Annotated in this window: 18 protein-coding genes; 3 read left to right on the forward strand and 15 right to left on the reverse strand. The window is 46.4% G+C overall.

Annotated features, from left to right (window positions below):
- Positions 1 to 3: 3 nt before the first annotated feature.
- From opuCC to opuCA, 3 genes are read right to left on the reverse strand one after another with little or no spacing between them, the layout of a single operon-like run.
- Entirely contained in the window at positions 4 to 897 is an 894-nt protein-coding gene (opuCC, locus tag NYE28_RS17695) for an osmoprotectant ABC transporter substrate-binding lipoprotein OpuCC (RefSeq protein ID WP_087920808.1), read from the reverse strand.
- Positions 898 to 934: 37 nt separating this feature from the next.
- Positions 935 to 1,588: an ABC transporter permease gene (locus tag NYE28_RS17700; RefSeq protein ID WP_003151654.1), complete on the reverse strand. Its 654-nt coding sequence runs from the start codon at positions 1,586 to 1,588 to the stop codon at positions 935 to 937.
- A 20-nt stretch (positions 1,589 to 1,608) separates the two neighbouring features.
- Positions 1,609 to 2,748 carry an osmoprotectant ABC transporter ATP-binding protein OpuCA gene (opuCA, locus tag NYE28_RS17705; protein ID WP_115996705.1) on the reverse strand — a complete coding sequence of 380 codons (1,140 nt, stop codon included), beginning with the start codon at positions 2,746 to 2,748 and terminating at the stop codon, positions 1,609 to 1,611.
- A gap of 260 nt (positions 2,749 to 3,008) precedes the next feature.
- Between opuCA and NYE28_RS17710 the strand changes: the two genes are divergently transcribed.
- Complete coding sequence (locus tag NYE28_RS17710; protein WP_059367788.1) at positions 3,009 to 3,566, forward strand: GbsR/MarR family transcriptional regulator; 558 nt, start codon at positions 3,009 to 3,011, stop codon at positions 3,564 to 3,566.
- A 20-nt stretch (positions 3,567 to 3,586) separates the two neighbouring features.
- On the opposite strand, the gene NYE28_RS17715 is transcribed toward NYE28_RS17710, so the two are convergent.
- Positions 3,587 to 4,219, reverse strand: a complete 633-nt coding sequence (locus NYE28_RS17715; protein ID WP_007409973.1) for an NAAT family transporter — start codon at positions 4,217 to 4,219, stop codon at positions 3,587 to 3,589.
- Between the two features lie 437 nt (positions 4,220 to 4,656).
- On the opposite strand from NYE28_RS17715, the gene NYE28_RS17720 reads away from it, so the two are divergent.
- The gene (locus tag NYE28_RS17720; RefSeq protein ID WP_007409971.1) at positions 4,657 to 5,367 is read left to right on the forward strand and encodes a hypothetical protein; all 711 of its coding nucleotides are present in this window, start codon (positions 4,657 to 4,659) and stop codon (positions 5,365 to 5,367) included.
- Between the two features lie 41 nt (positions 5,368 to 5,408).
- Here NYE28_RS17720 and NYE28_RS17725 read toward each other — a convergent pair whose 3' ends face one another.
- The gene (locus NYE28_RS17725; protein WP_326142885.1) at positions 5,409 to 7,199 is read right to left on the reverse strand and encodes a hypothetical protein; all 1,791 of its coding nucleotides are present in this window, start codon (positions 7,197 to 7,199) and stop codon (positions 5,409 to 5,411) included.
- Positions 7,200 to 7,330: 131 nt separating this feature from the next.
- Between NYE28_RS17725 and NYE28_RS17730 the strand changes: the two genes are divergently transcribed.
- Complete coding sequence (locus NYE28_RS17730; protein WP_007409969.1) at positions 7,331 to 7,792, forward strand: GNAT family N-acetyltransferase; 462 nt, start codon at positions 7,331 to 7,333, stop codon at positions 7,790 to 7,792.
- 43 nt (positions 7,793 to 7,835) lie between these two features.
- Here the strand turns inward: NYE28_RS17730 and NYE28_RS17735 are convergent, their stop codons facing one another.
- The 10 genes from NYE28_RS17735 to NYE28_RS17780 all read right to left on the reverse strand — a co-directional run bounded on the left by NYE28_RS17735 (position 7,836) and on the right by NYE28_RS17780 (position 18,445).
- Positions 7,836 to 9,071: an MFS transporter gene (locus tag NYE28_RS17735; RefSeq protein WP_025285290.1), complete on the reverse strand. Its 1,236-nt coding sequence runs from the start codon at positions 9,069 to 9,071 to the stop codon at positions 7,836 to 7,838.
- Positions 9,046 to 9,966, reverse strand: a complete 921-nt coding sequence (locus NYE28_RS17740; protein ID WP_025285291.1) for a TIM barrel protein — start codon at positions 9,964 to 9,966, stop codon at positions 9,046 to 9,048. The genes NYE28_RS17735 and NYE28_RS17740 overlap by 26 nt, the downstream gene beginning before the upstream one ends.
- A gap of 7 nt (positions 9,967 to 9,973) precedes the next feature.
- Positions 9,974 to 10,651 (reverse strand): PIG-L family deacetylase, encoded by a 678-nt coding sequence (locus tag NYE28_RS17745; RefSeq protein WP_053574060.1) that lies wholly within the window; start codon positions 10,649 to 10,651, stop codon positions 9,974 to 9,976.
- The gene (locus tag NYE28_RS17750; protein ID WP_094031295.1) at positions 10,614 to 11,372 is read right to left on the reverse strand and encodes a WbqC family protein; all 759 of its coding nucleotides are present in this window, start codon (positions 11,370 to 11,372) and stop codon (positions 10,614 to 10,616) included. The genes NYE28_RS17745 and NYE28_RS17750 overlap by 38 nt, the downstream gene beginning before the upstream one ends.
- The gene (locus NYE28_RS17755; protein WP_094031296.1) at positions 11,345 to 12,226 is read right to left on the reverse strand and encodes a GNAT family N-acetyltransferase; all 882 of its coding nucleotides are present in this window, start codon (positions 12,224 to 12,226) and stop codon (positions 11,345 to 11,347) included. Before NYE28_RS17755 ends, NYE28_RS17750 begins: the two co-directional genes overlap by 28 nt.
- An 11-nt stretch (positions 12,227 to 12,237) precedes the next feature.
- Entirely contained in the window at positions 12,238 to 13,494 is a 1,257-nt protein-coding gene (locus tag NYE28_RS17760) for an aminotransferase class V-fold PLP-dependent enzyme (protein WP_094031297.1), read from the reverse strand.
- Entirely contained in the window at positions 13,460 to 14,389 is a 930-nt protein-coding gene (locus NYE28_RS17765) for an NAD(P)-dependent oxidoreductase (RefSeq protein WP_025285295.1), read from the reverse strand. The genes NYE28_RS17760 and NYE28_RS17765 overlap by 35 nt, the downstream gene beginning before the upstream one ends.
- On the reverse strand, positions 14,386 to 15,516 hold the full coding sequence (locus NYE28_RS17770) for a DegT/DnrJ/EryC1/StrS family aminotransferase (RefSeq protein WP_099320006.1): 1,131 nt from the start codon (positions 15,514 to 15,516) through the stop codon (positions 14,386 to 14,388). Before NYE28_RS17770 ends, NYE28_RS17765 begins: the two co-directional genes overlap by 4 nt.
- A 48-nt stretch (positions 15,517 to 15,564) precedes the next feature.
- Complete coding sequence (locus NYE28_RS17775; RefSeq protein WP_015240615.1) at positions 15,565 to 16,899, reverse strand: nucleotide sugar dehydrogenase; 1,335 nt, start codon at positions 16,897 to 16,899, stop codon at positions 15,565 to 15,567.
- Between the two features lie 265 nt (positions 16,900 to 17,164).
- Positions 17,165 to 18,445 (reverse strand): M28 family peptidase, encoded by a 1,281-nt coding sequence (locus tag NYE28_RS17780; protein ID WP_094031298.1) that lies wholly within the window; start codon positions 18,443 to 18,445, stop codon positions 17,165 to 17,167.
- Positions 18,446 to 18,587 lie beyond the last annotated feature (142 nt).

Below are 18,587 nucleotides of genomic sequence, written 5' to 3' on the forward strand. Positions count from 1 at the left end.
TTCTTATTCAAAATAATGATGTTTCTCCAAAAATTCTTTAGCGACGACGGACGGTTCTTTCAGCTTGCCATCCACCTCGTAATTCAATTCCTGCATCGTTTCCGTATCGATTTTGCCGATCAGTTTATTCACAATGCCCTTCAGTTCAGGATGCTGCTTCAGCACGCTGTCGGGAATGACCGGCGAACAGTCATACGGCGGGAAAAATTGCTTGTCGTCTTTTAAAATTTTCAGATCGTACGCTTTAATCCGTCCGTCCGTTGAATAAGCGAGGACGGCGTCCATTTTCCCGTTTTTCACGGCATCGTATACAAGTCCGATCTGCATCGGATAGGTTGTGCCGAATTCAAAACCGTACGTGTCGGTAAAGCCTTTATAGCCGTCACCTTTTCTTTTCAGCCACGCATTGTCTACACCGAGCTTAAATTGATCCGCATGCTTCTTAATATCGGACACTTTGTCTAAATGGTCTTTTTCCGCAAGCTCTTTCGTGACGGTAAAAGCGTATGTGTTCTCAAATCCGTAAGAATCAAACCATTTGTAATGGAAGCGTTTCTCAAATTCTTTCTGTACGATGGATAATGCTTTTTTCGGGTCTTTTTCCGCTTCCATGCCGAGGGTGCTCGTTAAATCCGTTCCCGAGTAGCGCGTCGCGGCGATATCGATTTCACCGCCGAGCATCGCTTGCTGCTGGACATAGTTCGATCCGAGGTTTTTAATTAATGCCGTATTCAAGTCTGTATTGTGCTCAATCATCTGTGCGATCATATTGGCGATAATTTCTGATTCCGTCATGCTTTGCGCCCCGATTTTAATCGTATCATCGGAAGCCCCGCTCAGGCCGGGAAGGGAACAGCCGCCTAGAAGCAGAGCAGCTGACAGCGCCAGTGCGCACATCCATCTCTTTTGGTTTTTTTTCAAAACAGCCAACTCCTTATGATACTTCCTTCAGTCCTTTCAGCCCTTTCGGCGTCACCTTCCGTTCCGTCGCCGCTAGCAGATAATCAATGATAATGGCTAAAATGGTGACCGGCACGGCGCCGCCGATAATATATTCAGGCTGATAGAGATTCAGGCCGATAAAAATATAGTCTCCGAGCCCGCCGCCCCCGATAAAGGAAGCAAGCGTCGCCCAGCCGATCAGATAAATGGTGGATGTGCGGATGCCCGCCATGATCACCGGAACCGCAAGCGGCAGTTCCACAAGCCTGATCTGCTCCCAGACCGTCATGCCGATGCCTTTTCCCGATTCCAGCAGATTTTTGTTTACGCCTTGAATGCCGGTATACGTGTTCCGGAGAATCGGCAGCACCGAATAGAAAAACAGCGCGACGATCGCGGGCACCTTTCCCACGCCTAACAGCGGGATAAAAAACGCCAGTATCGCGAGACTCGGCAAGGTCTGCACAATGTTGACGGCGCCGATGACGGCGCCTGCGCCCTTTTTCATTCTCGTCAGCGCCACTCCGAGCGGAACGGCGACGACAATGCCTAATATGACGGCGATGATCGAAATGTATAAATGCTCCCACGTTTTATATAACAGTTCTCCGCCGTTCGTCTGCAAAAACTTGATCATTTCATTCATTGTAAGCGTTCCTCCCCTTGTCAGCCTGTCACCAGCTGGTCTTCCTCGCCCCAGATTGAATCGTAAACGATGTCGACAAGGCTCGCTCTCGTGACAATTCCGACTAAATGCCTTTGTTCATCAACGACGGGTACATATTTCATTCCGCGCTTTAAAATTTTGCGTACGGTATCGCGCAGCAGTGTCCCCTGCTCGACTGTATACAGATCAGAGCGGAGCACGTCGCCGACGAGGCTCACTTTTTTCCGGTTCTGATCAATGATTTCGACATCCACATATCCTTGCAGCACATTCAGGTCATCAACGACAAGCAGGGAATCGACACGGTGTTCCCGCATCACCTGTATCGCCTGCGAAAGCGTTTTGTCCGCCGTAACGGTGACAGGCTTTTTATTCATCATCTGCTCGACGCGTTCAATATCCGGTCTTGATTGCAATAACCGTTCTTTGCCGATAAATTCTTCGACAAACTCATTAGCCGGATTCCGGAGAATGTCATCAGGAGTGCCGGCCTGAACGATCTCTCCCGCTTTTAAAATGACGATCCGGTCAGCCAGCTTAATGGCTTCATCCATATCGTGGGTTACAAACACAATCGTTTTATTCAATGTTCTTTGCAGTTTTTTGAATTCTTCCTGAAGGGAATCCCGCGTAATCGGGTCAAGCGCTCCGAACGGTTCATCCATGAGAATAAGGGGAGGTTCCGCTGCAAGGGCGCGCAGCACGCCGATTCTCTGCTGCTGTCCCCCGCTCAGCTCGTGAGGATAGCGGTCTAAATATTCCGGGCCCATATCGACGAGCTTCAAAAGCTCCCGCGCCCGTTCCTTCCGCTTTTGTTCCGGCCATTTCAGCAGTTTCGGCACGAGGGAAATGTTCTGCTGAATGGTCATATGAGGGAAAAGTCCGATCTGCTGAATGACGTAGCCGATTTTCCGTCTCAGCTCCACCGGGTCCTGCTCCATAATGTTTTCGCCATCGATAAAAATCTTTCCGGATGACGGCTCAATCAGTCTGTTAATCATTTTCATCGTCGTCGTTTTTCCGCAGCCGCTCGGCCCGATAAAACAAATAAACTCGCCTTTTTCGATATTTAAATCAATGCTGTTGACAGCTTTTTTTCCGCCTTTATAGACTTTTGATACATTTTCTAATCTCAGCAATCCGTGCACCTCCGAAGGGTTCCGTTATTTTTCTGAAAAGTATAATCTTTATTATAAGATGAAATTTGTAAAATAAAAAGTTTACAATGTGTTGAAATTATATACAATATACGTATTTTTTCATGTTATCCCGCTGACAATGCGGATGTTCTTACAATCGCTCCCGATAGCTCGCATATCCTGCCGCATCATCTTTTTCATCAACTGTAAAAAATATGATATATTGTCAGCATGAAAAGCCAGTGAAGGGATGATCAGCCGTGGAAAAAAACGCTCTTGATATCATCGGGCATGCTGAAGAGCATCTCATTGAGAGAATCGCCGAGAATATGCATACATTCGGAATGCCGGCCACACTTGGACGTGTGCTCGGTATTATTTATATGAACCGCAAGCCGATGACGTTAAATGAGCTGTCAGAGGCGACCGGGATGAGCAAAACGAGGATGAGCCAGGTGGTCCGCGAAATGACCGATGTCAATCTGGCTGAAAAAGTGTTTGAAAAAGGCGTTCGGAAAGACCTTTATGACGTGGAGCGTGATTATTACCAGACGTTTATCTCCCTGTTTACGGCAAATTGGACAAAAGCGGTCAGCAAAAACAAAATGCTCTATAAAAAGCTGAACCGCGAGCTGACTGAGCTTCTGGAATCGGAAAATCTCAGTCCCGATATTGAAGAAAAAGCCCGTCAGCTTTTGGATGAACTGACGGATTGGCTCCATTATTATGACTGGCTGAGCCGTTTGATAGAATTTTTTGAGAGTGAAGAAGTGTTTCAGCATGTGCCGAAAATAGAAAAAAGCAGCACCCCAAGATAACCGGGCGCTGCTTTTTTAAGTCAGGAAACCAATATCGGGAACATGCCTTTCAGACCGGCGCCGATCATGCCGATCGCCACCACCGCCAAAATCAGCCCCATCAGTCGGGTAATGACGTTCATTTCGGTTTTCCCGAGCTTATTGCTGATGAAAGATGAATAGTGAAAGAAGATGAACGTCATCGCGATGACGGCCGCAATGCCGATAAGCACGCTGATGTAATGGAAGATGCCGCCATGGCCGGCCGACAGACTCATCACCGTCGCGATCGTACCGGGTCCGGCGATAATCGGAATCGACAAAGGCGTCACAGATATATCGGCTTTCTCCTTGCTCTCCCCTTTCTCTTCATGATGGAGAGACTGTACATGAGATTTCTTCGCGTTCAGAAGATTATAAGCGATGCCGAAAATAAAAATGCCGCCCGCGATACGTAAGGCATGAATGTTAATGTCAAACAGTTTAAAGATCAGATGGCCGAAGATTAAAAAAGCCGCCAAGATGATAAACGACAGCACGGAAGCCTTGCGCGCGATCGCTGTCCGTTCTTTCTCCGAGTACCCTTCCGTCAGTGAAAGAAAAATCGGCACGTTTCCGATGGGATTGGAGACTGCAAACAGTGAAATGAAGACATGAATGATGAATGAAAACATGCGTACCTCCTTATGACTTGCCGTTATTGAGTTATGTTTTGTTCTCCGCTGTTTCTTATGCATGGTTTTTACCCCGGGGTCTGCTTTTTATAACCTCAGCCGGACAATCCGGAAACAGAAAAAACCGTCCTTGTAAGGACGGTTTTTTCTGTTTGCTATCTCCATAAGCCTTTTCCGAATTTCAACAGCCGATAAAGCATTTTCAATTTTTTTAGCATGCGTTAATTTCCTTTTTCACTCTGAATCAATGCGCCGAGAGACATGATATCTATCAGCTCCAATAAAATTCTACCATAAAGGGTACTTTTTCTCTATTATCAATTCATAGAGAAGGTGATTTGTATATCTTTAGAAAACTCCGTTACATCCGTCCTATTTTCTTTTATAATGTAAATATTGAACAAAATCCCTATATTACTTGTAAAAGGAGTTTTAGAATGTATTGTTCTCAATGCGGCCATCATACTGATGGCGGAAAGTTTTGTGAAAAGTGCGGGGCGCCCCAGCCCGGGCAGGGAGGCGCAGGCCAAACGCAGGGCCAGGCCGCTCAGGCCGGCGCCGCGGCTAAGCAGGCTTCAAAGCAATTTGCCTTATTCGTGCTTGATGTGTTAAAGCGACCGTATCAAACATGTAAAACGACAGGAGGCGAACAGCTTGTCAGCAGCATCATCAACATGGTGCTTTTCTGCCTGGTGACGCCGATTATGTTTTATATTCTCTTATCAGACGGCTTTCGTGACGTCAGTTTTACCGCGATTGTGGTCAAACCGGCGCTTACCTTTGCATTATGCGTTTTTTGCCTGTATCTCTTGATTTTTATCGCTTTGAAGGCCGGCGGCGCGCAGGTGTCATTTAAAGATTCGCTGTCCAGATTCGGGGCATTTTTGATTCCGTTTACAGCTATTTTGCTTCTTGCCCTCATTTTTATGCTGCTTCATACAACCGTTTGCTTCACCATTCTGGCTGTCGGTCTTTTAGGAGCGGCGTTTGCCGTGCCTCCGCTCATGCTGGCGAGCTATCAGCATCAGCTCACTACTAAGGCGGATATCATTTATTCTGTTATCGTCATCTATTTGATCATTTGCGTAACGTTTCAATTCACGATCAAGCATTATATAAAAGAACTCATGAATTATTTCTTTTTTTAAAAACGGAAACCCCCGCCGCCTGATTGGCGCGGGGGTTTATTTTATTGAATGGATGTTAAATAAATTCTTCCGTCTTTAACAATGCCGCCATACGTCCAATTGTATGTTCTGAGCTTCGGACTGCCGCCGGCTTTCGTAATATAAAACTCCTCGTACGTATGAATCGTCAGATGAGAGCCTTTCTGTGAAAAGCTTTTGACATTCACTTCATTAAATACTTCGGTCGTCCCCTCGCTGTGCAGTTTTTTGACCAGTTTCTGCTGATCAGCATACAAAGGGCTTCCCTCTTCTAAATTACCCGCCATGATGGCAAAATTGTTAAGGCTGACGGCGCTTGATTGATTTGTCAGGTAATCAGTCATAAACGATGTGACTTGTTCATTCGTGAGGCTGCCTGAAGCTGTATTTCCTTTGGATGATGCCCATGCGGATGTATAGGTTTTCGGCTGGTCGTTTTTTATTTTTTTTACATTTGTCCCAGAAGAATCTGAGGCAGGGTCAGCTTTTTCGAAAACCCATTTTTTATGTTTTGTATCATATGAGAGTACATAGTGAAAGCTCGGCTCAGCCTCTTCCATATCAGGCTTCGTATTCCCGTCGAAATAAGCAGACTCATGAAGCTCTTTACCCGTAACAGTTACTTGCCAGCGGCCGTTCTCTTGAGAAATCGCAAATGAATCCAGATCAAAGCTTGTCTCTTTATACTGATCCTTCAAAAAGGTGCCGGAACTCTTCATGCCGGATACCACTTCTTTCGTCTGCTCTTTCCAGGCGGAACCAGCCTCGGTCATCTGATCGGTATTTCCGTCTGCCATCGCTTTTGTATACTGCTTCGTTGTTTTGACAATCGTGTCCATGATTGTTTGTTGTGTATCTTGATCCGGGATAAGCGTTAAGTCCACATCAGTACTGTTGATCGGGACATCGGCAGTTTTCATTTCCCCCCAAGGAAAATCAGCCTCCACGGCGGCTGTCATGGAACCGTCAGTTAAGAGCGGACCATATGTAACGGATGTAAACGGATCTTTATGGACGGACTTGCCGTTTATCAGCAGATCGCCTTTCGCGCTTTTGAAGCTGTCTGCCGGAGTGAATGTCACATCCTCGGCGTCTAACGGCAGGTCAAACTCAACATTCCGGCTGCCGGCCGCCTCTGCCTCTTGTTTTTTGACAACGTCAACCGTCTCATTTTTAAGCTTGGCTTCCGCCGTGTAGACACCGGGTGCATACGGGCCGAAGATTTGGGTTTCATCGGCTTTTTTGACCGTACCTGTTTTCTCGCTGTTGATATAAAGATCGGCGCCTTTATAATTGCTTGTGACCCGGAAATAAACCGGATCGACTTTCAGTTCGTAATGGTCAAACAAAAGAAGGGTTTTACCCTCTTTTTTGACGTATACCGCATCTGTTTCTGATGAATTGCCGCGAAGCGATGCCAGCAGTTCATCGTGTTTCTTTGCGTATGCAAGGAGCGGTTTGACATTGGTCTCATTCAGCTTCAGTTTTTTGTCTGAAGGAGTGAGCAGGGCTGCGAGCTTTTTCGTGTCCCCGTCATGAACCGCCTGTTCGAATTGATCCGTGAGCCTTTTTTCAGATGTCAGCCAGGCTCCGGTTTTATATGCGGCAATCAATAAGATCAGCGCTGCGGCAATGCCGCCCCACATGAAGAGTGTTTTTTTAGGGATCGGCTTTCTCATTTGTGAAGCAGGTTCAGCCGCTTTTACAGCCGCCTGCCGCTCCAGCCGGCTTCCTTTCCCGATCGGTTTTCCGCATTCTTTACAGAAATGCGCTTCTTCATTGTTCTGCTGGCCGCAATGCTTACAAAAAAACATGACTTTCCTCCTATTCAATCTGCAAAACTTGTATAACTTTTCCTATGTTTCATATTTTATAATAAAGTAGAATGATTTTGGAGTTATTTTCAAAAATAGCTGTCGATCATAACAGAGGAGGAAAAACGGACATGCAAAAACTGAGCATCCGAAAAGCCGCGGAGCCGGATGAAGCGCTGTATGAACTATTACTGCTGGCCGATCCGTCGAAAGAGATTGTCGATGATTATCTTGTAAGAGGAGAATGCTATACGGCTTGGACATCAGACGAGCTTGCAGGGGTTTACGTTTTATTGCAAACAAGGCCTAAAACGATAGAAATCGTAAACATCGCGGTAAAAGAATCGCTGCAGAACAGGGGATTCGGGAAACAGCTGGTGCGGGATGCCATTGAAAAAGCGAGACAATCGGGGGCTGACACGATTGAAATCGGCACCGGGAATTCCAGTATTCATCAGCTGTCACTCTATCAAAAATGCGGATTCCGTATTCAGGCTGTCGACCATGATTTTTTTATCAGGCATTATGATGAAGACATTTTTGAAAACGGCATTCAATGCCGGGATATGATAAGGCTTTATTTGGATTTATGATAAAAAGGGCGCCGGCTGACATCGGCGCCCCTTCGTTTACCATTCAGACGGATTGATCCGCTTGTTTCTCTGTATTTCTTTGACTCCCTTGTCTGACTGAAAAAATAGCAAAAACGATCGTAAGGGTCAGTCCGACCGCCGCAAAAATATAATCCGCATTCATCAACAGCAGAAGCCCTGTGTAGACAGCGGCCGACAGCGGTTCACCCATTTTGACAATGGAAAAAATCAGTGCAAAGACCCTTCCGAAATATGCAGCCGGAACCGTCTTTTGGAAATACAGCACCGTTTGCACATCAATATACGAGATGATAATGCCAAGCACCAGGAAAATGATGCACTCAAACCCATGAAGGGGAAAAAACAGGAGCATAATGAGCAGTCCCGCTGCCGTTAACGTCCGCGGGTACAGCCGGTTCAAGCGTTTTGTATTCCATTTGAAAAATACGGCCAGATTGCCCAAAAGCATCCCCGCCTGAAACATTGAATACATGACGGCAAACCATACAGAATAGTTCTGCTGAAAACGCTCCACAGCAAGAATCGGCCCCATTACTGAAATAAGGCCGGCAATGACGAGATTTACGACGAAAAAGTATCCGACCGATGTCAGCCATGCCGCATTTCCTTTCAGCATTCTGTAACCGGCTTTTACATCTTCAGTTCCGTTGCTTTTTTCATCGGGCTGTTCTGAAATACGAATGAACGCGATAAATGCCGCAGAGATCAAAAAAGCAGTGCCGTTTAGGGCAAACAGCATCCCGAACGGAATAGCCGCAATCATGATCCCGCTGATCAATTTTCCGACGATGAGTCCGATCAAGTCACTCGTATTGATCAGAGATGTCGCCTGATCAAGATGCTGTTTGCGGACGAGCAGCGGAATGATCGCGACTTTCGCCGGCGCAAACAGCATCGATTGCAGAGATAGACAAAAGGCGCACACCCCGGCTATCCACACGGTTAATAAATCGTTCGCGCTGAGCACCGCCAAGAGGATCATAATGGCGGCCCGGCCCGTATTGCACAAATACAAGATCGACTTTTTTCGGAATAAATCAATCAGCGGCCCCGCCAGCACGCCAAATGTCAAGGGCACGAGTTCGATAAAAGAAATAACGCCGACTAGAATTTTGCTGCCGGTCAATTCCAGCACTAACAGCGGCAGAGCAATGAGCCAGACCCCGTCCGCTGCTGAAGAAAACACCTGTGCACACCAAAGCTTTGCATAGTTCGGTGTTCGATATGTCATATCAGGCCCTTTTTTGATCCTCGTCATCAGATACACCGCCGAACCATTCCAGCGTTCTCCATGATTCCCGTCTTTCCGTATAATCCTCTTCCATCACCTCAAATACAATGCCGGTATCTTGATTCCGATAAAGCTCCTGCAAAGTATCGGCAGCCCGTCTCAGCAGCTCCTCAGCGATTGTCCCTTCACTCGGATGGCGGCCCTCAAAACAGCGGACGCCCCCATGCGGGAACGCAAGCTGGCGAAATGAGCTGAAGTGATAATGCTTAATGCTCTCTTTTATCGACAGAAACTGAAAGAAATCGGGATATTTCAGCTGATCATTTCTGAACATAAGCGCGGAAGATAAGTGAGTCTGATAGGTAATCGCCCAATGGCACAGATCCCACGTAATACCGACATGCTTCAGATCCAGCTGCACCAGCTCTGTAAAATCCTCAGGATAAATGAAAATCGGATCAAAATCCTCTCCCAGATTCCCGATGATCGGAAGGTTTTCCACACCGATCCAAATGTCCGTCCCTTTCAGCCGCTCATCAAACTCCGCGAAAAACTCAACGATTTTTTTACGGTTTCCTTCCAGGTCATAGACTTGAAATTCCTCAACCGTCATAAATTGATTGGCATGAACGGTTATGCCTTTGGCGCCGTATTTCACAGCGAGCTCCGCAAAGTGATAAAGCTGTTTTTTGATGTGATCTTCATTCACATAATCGGCATGATCTGTCGGAAAATGCAGCGTTAATAATGAAGGATCAAGCTGTTTCGCATATTCCAGCGTCTGATTGAATGTTTTGAGATAATCCGCTTCCCCAAAGGAATGGCCGTCAAAAATATTCGCTTCCAGACCGTATCCCGCTTCCACCCATTTCTCATCGATTTGCTTCGGATCAAGTCCGAAAAACGGAATTTGAGCAATCATAGGACAGTCACCATGTTCCTCTCACCAGCATAAACGCTTCCGCAGCCGAAAAACCCGCTTTTGCTCCCCACACACGGGCATTATGTTCGATCGCCTGCAAAGAGCGGGGATGAGGGAAGTCTCTGAGCTCGGAGCCGTAACACGCCATCGATTTCAATTTCGTTTCAAGCTCGTCTTCAATATTAACGAAGAAATTGGCATGAAACTGATCCTTCTGACAGTAATTCCATTCCGTCGAAGACAATGTTTCATAGGCAAAAACCCGTTTTACCGTATGACCGGGAAGCGGACGGGTTGCCGTCATGACCGCTCTGAATACGACGGAGTGGTCAATATTAATGTCACCGCCGTACTGGGTATACACAATGTCAGGCTGAAAACGATTGATTTGTTTCTCCGCTTCCTTCACGACATCCAGCAAATCCATTGAATCCATTCTGTTATCAGGAAGGTTCAGCCTGACAAAATCATGGATGCCCAAAGTGCTGAGCGCCTGCTCCGTTTCTTGATTAGAATGCTCCATAACGGAATCTTCAGGCTTTTTGTAATCCGTTTTTCTTGATGATTTGCCTTCCGCCATAATGACTGCCGACACGCTGTCACCTTGGCGGACATGTTTGGCGAGCGTGCCGCCGACGCCGATAATTTCATCGTCGGGATGCGCTGCAAATACCATTACTTTCATCATATTGCCCTCCTTTAACTAACATTTCAGCTGTATCCGCTCCGCAGTTCATCAGCATATCGAGCATGGAGAGGTGAGGGATATGCTCCCCGAATAATTGAGGATAGCCAAAATGTCGGATCTGCTGATACTCAATGACAATTCCGTTTCTTTCAAAATCGCTTTCTATTAAATAGTCGGAACCCTGACTGCCTGAATAATAACGGTCCGCCCCCAGCTCCTGACAAAGCGCTAAAACAAAATCGCTTTTTTTCTCCTTCCGGCATTCAAGCTCAGAGACATAACAGAGCGGCGTTTCAATTCGGAGCTCTTTTCGGAAAAATTCAATGATGTGCATATTCAAATCATGGAGATATCCCCACTCCCGCTGATAGACATCTTGAAAAAAATGCTGGTATCGCTCAAAATAGGGAGCTTTCGCATAGTTCATCTTAATCGCCATCCAATGTTTTTTCCGCCAATCCTGTGTCTGGTCGATTTTCATATGCCGAAGCTCTATGTCTTTATATTGTTTCATCTGCAAAGGCACTGTCAGCCATCTGGGGCCTTGCGGCGTTTTGATTCTGTTGCGGTTGAGAAATCCTTTTTTCTCAAATTGGGCTGTGTCATGAATGGCAAACAGATCCGACTTATACATTTTTTCAAAAAAACCGTACCACGGCAGATAACTGGATTGATGGCCGCTTATTGTTTTCATTCCGGTTTCGTAAAAAGTCGGCATTGTTTTTCTTCAGCTCCCCAATATCGTTTCGGTCTCGCGATTTCTTTACTGTGTGAATAGCCAAAATCAGCCCATTGAAGCTTGCGGCAAATGGCGAATTGCAGGGCGTCACGCATCAATAAGTAAGAGGCCTGCGCTTTTTTTCCCGCCAGACTGTTTACATTCTGCCAATAATAGAAATGAGAGCGGTCATAGAGAAAAATACTGCTGCTGATCAGCGTCTCATCCTGATATGCTCCGATCCAAAACATCCGGTCCGCAAACGTGTCAAGCAGCTTTTGGAAAAAGCCCTGGCTCAGCACATAAGCCGCGCCGATTGCCGCCGTATGCTCTTTGTAGAGGTCATAAAACGCGCCAAGTTCTTTTCGCCCGATCAGCCGGGTGACAATATTCTCTTTTTCAGCGTATCTGACTGCCGTCCGGGCTTTTCCGGAAATGCCCGTCCAAAGTTCGTCAAACGTGTCCGGAAGCGTAAGGATCCGTGTCACCTTTTCCGTCCACCCTTCCCCGATTTCTTCTGTAAAAGAAGTCTGACCGTACGGCAGCAGCATCCGGGATATGTTCCGGCCGAATATGGCCTGGATTTCACTTTGAAGCCATTCAAATGAGATGGGGCGATCTGAAATAACGCCGCCGTATCCGATCATATTGCCGGATAATACGCCCTTCTGTTCAAAAAGCGGAAGATAGATGACCTGTCCTCCGTCCGTTGTCAGTCTGACAGGGTGAAATGACGTGCCGGGAAGCTCTTCCATGAGGATTCCCCAATCATAGCTTTGAAACAATCCCGCCTGATACATGTCAGCGGCCCGATCCCATGCCTGGCGGGTCGTGCATACTGCTGTTTTTTGCATATTTATCACCACTATTCAGTCTTATTCTGTTGCTCACAATATGATAAAACGGATTCGGCTATATATCTGACTTGCTCCTTTTGAAGAGGAGGTTTAAACGGCAGGGAAAGAACTCTCTTCCAAAGCGGGTCTTCCCCGCCTTCCCCCGCGTATGTTTCATAAATCGGAATACGTCCGAGGGGAAGGTAGTTCCAGCATGTTTGGATGCCTCTTTCAGCTAAATAAACGGAACACCCGTACCGCTCTTCATCCCGGGGAAATACAATTGTTAAATAATTCAGATGTTCTCCTTCTTGGGGCTGGATCATTCTTATGCCGTTTGTTTCTCCCGCCTTTGCAAAGATTTCTCCCGCCGTCTCTATGTTTCGGAGCGAAGCTGTTACAAGCTGATCCATACGTGAAAGCTGATCATCAATAATGGCTTCCCTTGCCGGATGCATGCGAAGCACGGGTACAACAGCCGGTTTATCCGGCAGAGCTTCGAGCTTTGTGGCTTTCATGGAAGGCATGGCGCCCGCTTTTCTAAACATATATGAAATAGGATGATGCCGTTTCCGTTTCATTACAGCTTGGATTCTTTGATTTCTGATATAGATTCGATAGTCAGCTGCCACTTGGCTGCGCTGTTCCATCGGGAGATTTGTTTTTTGCCGAAGCCATTCTTTCGGCGCGATTAACGCGCCGCCTCCGATACTCGCAAGCGGCTTTGAGGGGCCGAAGCTTAAAATGCCGAAATCGCCCAAACCGCCGGCAAATGTATCCGCTTGTTTTGTAAACATGGCTTGAGCGGCATCATCAATGACAGCAATTCCGTTTTCCTTCGCCCAGTTAATGATAGCGATATTTTCTCTCCGGCCGTATACATGTGTGAGGATAACCGCACACGTACGCCTCGTCGCTTTTTTTTTGACATCCTCAAAAGATAAGGATAGATGCTCATCCAGCTGCGCAAACACAGGCGTCGCACCGGATTGCAGCACGGCATCAATGACATTCGGGCAGCTGAAGGATGAGAAAATCACTTCTTTCCCCGGCCCGGCCCCCGAATAAGTTAATGCGAGCACCAGTGCCGCACTGCCGCTGGAGGTCAGCACAACCCCTTTTCCGTAACGTTTTTCCAGTTTTTCAGTCAGTCCGCTTTGTCCGGCAGTAAGCAAGTGTTTCACTGCGCGCAGACGGCCGCTGACTGAAAACTGACCCGGATAAATGGGATACTTGATCTCTTCCGGGTTTTTAGGAAAGTGAAAGTTTGTGCTTTTGTCTTTCATCTTTTATGATCTCCAGGCCTTCATTCAGACTTACTTTCGGAGCGTAACCGAGCAAACGTTTCGCCTTCTCGATTGACGGCGCCCGTTTAAAAATCTCGATGTCTTTTCCCCTCACGCCGTCTTCGCCCAGCTTTTTAAACAGATAGTTATCCTTCTCTCTGCCTGAGAGCACATTGACTTTTTCAGCCAGTTCTTTTATCGTGATCGGCTGGTCGTTCCCGATATTGAAGTCTTCAAAGACGGCTCCTTCATGAGTGAGAGCGAGATAAGTTCCGGTGACGATATCACTGATGTAGCTGAAGCAGCGTATTTGTCCGCCGTCCCCGTAAAGAGGCAGCTCAGAGCCATTCTCGGCCAGGCTGAAAAACTTGTTGATGACAAAATCCTCGCGCTGTTTCGGCCCGTATACATTAAAGTACCGGACGACCCGAATATGAAGTTCGTCGGAAGCCTGTTCTCTCAAATATTCCTCTGATTGCAGTTTGGCTTTTCCGTAAGCCGATTTCGGAAGCTTTCTGCTTGTCTCGGTATAAGGAAAATCCGGTGAATCTCCGAACACTTCTGAACTCGATGAGAAAAGAAGTGTGCTGATTCCCAATTCACCGCATACCTCAGTTACGTTTTTCGTTCCTTCAAAATTGACCCGTATGACGTCTTCTTCATTGCTTCGGCAGCTGTCCACTCCGACCATTGCCGCCAAATGGACAACCGCATCCGCTCCCCGCAATGATTCGCGGAGGGACGTCCGGTCAAGAATATCCGTTTGGCGGTATTCAGTGTCAAAAGCCGGCTCCTTTTGGTCTGCAATGATGGTGTGATAACCTTTAGCCTGTAATAATGCCGCCAGTTCGCTTCCGATAAAACCGGCTCCTCCGATAATCGCAATATGTTTCATGATCCAACCTCCTGGCTGATAGTCAACACTTCTTTTATAGACTTGACAATATAGCTGCAATCCTCATCTGATAACTGGCTGTAAAGAGGCAGTGATACGATCTCCCGGAAAACACGTTCAGTTACCGGAAGCTCGGCAGGAAAATGTTTTTTATAGTAAGGATGCAAATGCACGGGAATAAAGTGCACGCTCAGCCCGATTTGTTTTTCTTTCATTTTCTCAATAAACAGATCTCTGTCCATACCGCCGTTTTCTCGAATCCGCAAAATAAATAAATGCCATGAGTGCGTTATGCCGCTTGGAATGTCAGAAAGCGGAAGCGCCGCTTTGGCAGATTGGCCTGACAGTTCACGTACATAAAATTGAGCAATCTGTTCCCGTTTTTCTTGAATGTCGTTTGCGCGCTTCAATTGAACCAGACCGAGCGCGGCCTGAATATCCGTCATATTATATTTAAAGCCCGGCAGTAAAACGTCGTATCTCCAGCTGCCTTTTTCACCGTACCGGTTCCAGGCATTTTTTGTGATGCCGTGCCATCCGTACAGCCTCGCTCTTTCTGCGGCCTGTTCGTCTTTCATGACGAGGGCTCCGCCTTCCCCCGTTGTAATATTTTTGGTGGCATAAAAGCTGAAGCACACGGCATCGCCGTGAGTGCCGATCATGCTTCCGTTATATTTTGTACCGAGCGCATGAGCGGCGTCTTCAATCAGATACAATCCGTTTTCTTTACAAATGGATTGCAAGTTTTCCAGATCAGCCGGATAGCCGGCAAAATGAACCGCAATTACCGCTTTTGTGCGCGGCGTTATTTTCTTCCTGACATCTTCAGGATCGGCACATAGACTTTTCTCGCATATATCCGCAAACACCGGAACGGCTCCGGCGTGCAGGATGACATTGACACTGGAACAGAACGTGAAGCTCGGCACGATGACTTCATCGCCTTCTCCCACACCGAGCGCCAATAAAGCCATATGTAATGCAGCGGTGCCTGAATTACAGCTGATGACGTGTTCGGCTCCTATACATTCTCCCAGCTTTTTTTCAAAATCGATTACCTTCGGGCCTTTCGAAATCCAGCCCGATTGAATCGTTTCGGTTACGCTTGCGATTTCTTCGTTTGTCATATCAGGTCTGTGAAAAGAGATAAATCGATTACTAATGACCGTTCCCTCCTATAAAGTGACAACTCTGCAATTGTCGGCTGATTTTTCCTTGCATACATTTCTTGTGTCAAAGATAATCGGTGAGGCATCCTTCAAAATACTGTAGTCGATTACATCGTGATCTGTATGAATGATGATGACGTCGTACTGATTGATTTGTTCTTTTGTGAAAGGGACAGATTGTTTGCGGCTTCCGTCATTCAAGCGGATCTCGCTGATAAACGGATCATGATAATCAATCGCGCATCCCTTGTCCATCAATTCTTCCATTATCGTAAACACTGAGGATTCACGCGGGTCATTTGTATTTTTTTTATAAGCTGCCCCTATTATTAAGATGCTGCATTTGTCTTTGCCCGCCAGTTTCAAAGCATACTCAGAGACAGAAATCGGCATGTTGGAATTGATTTCGTCCGCGAGATCAATTAATTTTGTCTGCAGCCCTTTTTCATTCGCGATCCATTTGAAGTAAAAAGGATCAATCGGGATACAATGGCCTCCGACTCCGGGGCCCGGGATAAATTTTTGAAAGCCGAACGGCTTCGTGTCCGCCGCGCAGATGACTTCCCATATATCAATATCAAGTTCACGGCAATTAAGCGCCATTTCATTGATAAGAGCTATATTGACATAACGATAAGTATTCTCTAGGAGTTTAGCTGTTTCAGCTACTTCGGGTGAGGTCACCGGGTGAATGCTTGTAACAATGGTGCTGTAAAACGCTGAGGCAAGTTCTGTGCAAGTCTGTGTGGTTCCGCCGACTACTTTAGGAATATCTGAAACTTCATATTGCCTGTTGCCCGGATCGATTCTTTCCGGAGAATAAGCCGTAAAAAAGTCTGTTCCTATTTTCATGCCGCGGCTTGATGCCATTCTGTCGGCAATCTTTTTTTTCGTTGTTCCGGGATAGGTGGTGCTTTCTAAAATTAAAAGCTGATGCTGCCTTCCATAAGCGATCATGCTGTCAACTGCACTGTCGATGTAGGTTAAATCGGGGATCTTGTCTTTTTTGTTCAGGGGTGTCGGCACACATATCACAATGATGTCGCATTTTTGGATGAGCGACATGTCGGCGCTGATTTGAAAGCGTTTTGTTTGTAAAGCCGAGTTCAGTCTGTCGTCCTCTATATCTTGAATATGGCTGCTTCCGGCGGCTAACAAGGAAACCTTTTCACTGTTTTTGTCGAATCCGATAACATTGTATCCTTTATCGACACATTCCAGCGCAAGAGGAAATCCCACATATCCCATGCCTAACACGCCTACAATCGCCTGCTTCGTTTCAATCAGATGTAACAGCCGTTTTTGACCAAGGTTGCTGGCTTCTTTTGTGACAGTATTCATTTTTCGCCCCCTAATAGATAGAAAAGAGTATTGTTTTTTACAATTTAAAACAAATATCGATCGATATCGCAATTATAACAAAAGTTAAAATTTGATAAATGAGTTTTACATCCTTTTATAAATTAGGTATTATCTATTTATTTTTCTTTTATTTGTAAAATAAAATCCTGTCAAATGGTATATATCTGGTAACAAGTGAGAAAATCTCCCTTAATTGAGGGAATATACAGAAAACAATATAAAAAAACAGGCCGAAGCCTGTTTTTTATTCTTTCACTGCCTCAGTTACAGCCGCGGAAACGAGTGATCCCGCTTTCTCTAATCTTTCTTTGCTGATGTGTTTCATATTATCATTCTCGGTGTGATACCAAGGCCCCGGCTCCTGTGTATCGGGGCTGAGCCAAATCCAGTTAGCCGACGGAATCCCTGCTTCATAAAAAGAGACATGGTCTGAGTAACCGAGCTGAATCAGGTTTGGCTTGACCAAGCGGGATTTTTCAGCGGCTTTTTCAGCATACCGGACGCTCGGGTTTTCCTTGCCGTCAGGAGTCGTGACACACATTTGACTCGCTTCTTCCCAGTCAGTCGCAATCATATCGGCATTAAAATTGGCCTGGCTGTGCTTTCTTTCATTGTTCGTGAGTGTACTGACGTAATAAGATGAACCCGCAGACCATAATTCTTCTGCACCGAACAGGATAAAGCGGATTTCTTTGTCTTTCGGTATGTGTGTGAATTGCTTGCTGATTTCCAGAACGGCAGATGTGCCTGAGGCGTTATCATCCGCTCCGGGCGCGCCTTTTACGCTGTCATAATGCGCTGTGACATAAATAATATCAGCATCAGAAGAGTTGGCCTGTGCCGCTTTGCGCGTTCCTATAATATTTTGTGAGGTGCGGTTTTTATAGTTTTTAAATTGAATGACTGCCTGCTTTTCCTGCAGCAGTGCTTCACCGTCTTCTTTTTTCATACCCGCCGCCGGTATCGTGATTCCTTTATCGGTATGCGGACGGACGGCGAGCGGTTTTGTTGTCTGATTATAAATAATGACTGCTTTGGCTCCCGCTTGTTCGGCATGTTTGATCTTTTGAGAAACGGGGATCTTTCCTTCGCGTATCACTGCAATCTTTCCTTTGGCTCCTGTTACGTCATCGCGTGATCCGCAGCCGCCGTCAAAAATCCCTCCCTCAATTCTCAGCTCTTTTTCAACAGCGGATTGATCAGCGGAGCGGAGCGGGAATTCATGATCTCCCGCTGTGACTGAACCTGAAAAGTACTTTTTCAATGGAAATGACTGTACTTTGACACTGGCGCCCTGAGCCCGCAGGCGATTCGATATGTATTCAGCCGCTTCCTTTTCTTTCGCAGTTCCGGTTTCCCGCGGTCCGATGGTTTCACTCAGATCATGCATAGTGTCCAATGCCTCATCAGCATCAAAAACCGGCGCGGTCACGGCTGAATAAGCATGAGTTTCGGACAGCGGCCCGGCAGACGCGCCCCATATGACGCTTGCTGCCACCGCGGCTGACATAAATGAAAATTTCATCATAATCCCTCCTCTTATTAACACCTCTTCCCTTTCGATTGAAGAACACTGATTCCTTTAAAAAGGGGAAAAATGAATATTATTGACCAAATGAAGATGATGAAAAAGGAGGGAAAAGCCCGGGAGCATAAAAAAACGCCGG

It is taken from the genome of Bacillus sp. FSL R5-0443 (assembly GCF_038608285.1).
Taxonomy (GTDB): Bacteria; Bacillota; Bacilli; order Bacillales; family Bacillaceae; genus Bacillus; species Bacillus velezensis.

What these genes read in the sequence shown, in the direction of transcription:
- opuCC (WP_087920808.1), bottom strand. Translation starts at nt 897, where the DNA reads ATGTGCGCACTGGCGCTGTCAGCTGCTCTGCTTCTAGGCGGCTGTTCC.
- NYE28_RS17700 (WP_003151654.1), bottom strand. Translation starts at nt 1,588, where the DNA reads ATGAATGAAATGATCAAGTTTTTGCAGACGAACGGCGGAGAACTGTTA.
- NYE28_RS17715 (WP_007409973.1), bottom strand. Translation starts at nt 4,219, where the DNA reads ATGTTTTCATTCATCATTCATGTCTTCATTTCACTGTTTGCAGTCTCC.
- NYE28_RS17720 (WP_007409971.1), top strand. Translation starts at nt 4,657, where the DNA reads ATGTATTGTTCTCAATGCGGCCATCATACTGATGGCGGAAAGTTTTGT.
- NYE28_RS17725 (WP_326142885.1), bottom strand. Translation starts at nt 7,199, where the DNA reads ATGTTTTTTTGTAAGCATTGCGGCCAGCAGAACAATGAAGAAGCGCAT.
- NYE28_RS17730 (WP_007409969.1), top strand. Translation starts at nt 7,331, where the DNA reads ATGCAAAAACTGAGCATCCGAAAAGCCGCGGAGCCGGATGAAGCGCTG.
- NYE28_RS17735 (WP_025285290.1), bottom strand. Translation starts at nt 9,071, where the DNA reads ATGACGAGGATCAAAAAAGGGCCTGATATGACATATCGAACACCGAAC.
- NYE28_RS17740 (WP_025285291.1), bottom strand. Translation starts at nt 9,966, where the DNA reads ATGATTGCTCAAATTCCGTTTTTCGGACTTGATCCGAAGCAAATCGAT.
- NYE28_RS17745 (WP_053574060.1), bottom strand. Translation starts at nt 10,651, where the DNA reads ATGAAAGTAATGGTATTTGCAGCGCATCCCGACGATGAAATTATCGGC.
- NYE28_RS17750 (WP_094031295.1), bottom strand. Translation starts at nt 11,372, where the DNA reads ATGCCGACTTTTTACGAAACCGGAATGAAAACAATAAGCGGCCATCAA.
- NYE28_RS17755 (WP_094031296.1), bottom strand. Translation starts at nt 12,226, where the DNA reads ATGCAAAAAACAGCAGTATGCACGACCCGCCAGGCATGGGATCGGGCC.
- NYE28_RS17760 (WP_094031297.1), bottom strand. Translation starts at nt 13,494, where the DNA reads ATGAAAGACAAAAGCACAAACTTTCACTTTCCTAAAAACCCGGAAGAG.
- NYE28_RS17765 (WP_025285295.1), bottom strand. Translation starts at nt 14,389, where the DNA reads ATGAAACATATTGCGATTATCGGAGGAGCCGGTTTTATCGGAAGCGAA.
- NYE28_RS17770 (WP_099320006.1), bottom strand. Translation starts at nt 15,516, where the DNA reads ATGACAAACGAAGAAATCGCAAGCGTAACCGAAACGATTCAATCGGGC.
- NYE28_RS17775 (WP_015240615.1), bottom strand. Translation starts at nt 16,899, where the DNA reads ATGAATACTGTCACAAAAGAAGCCAGCAACCTTGGTCAAAAACGGCTG.
- NYE28_RS17780 (WP_094031298.1), bottom strand. Translation starts at nt 18,445, where the DNA reads ATGAAATTTTCATTTATGTCAGCCGCGGTGGCAGCAAGCGTCATATGG.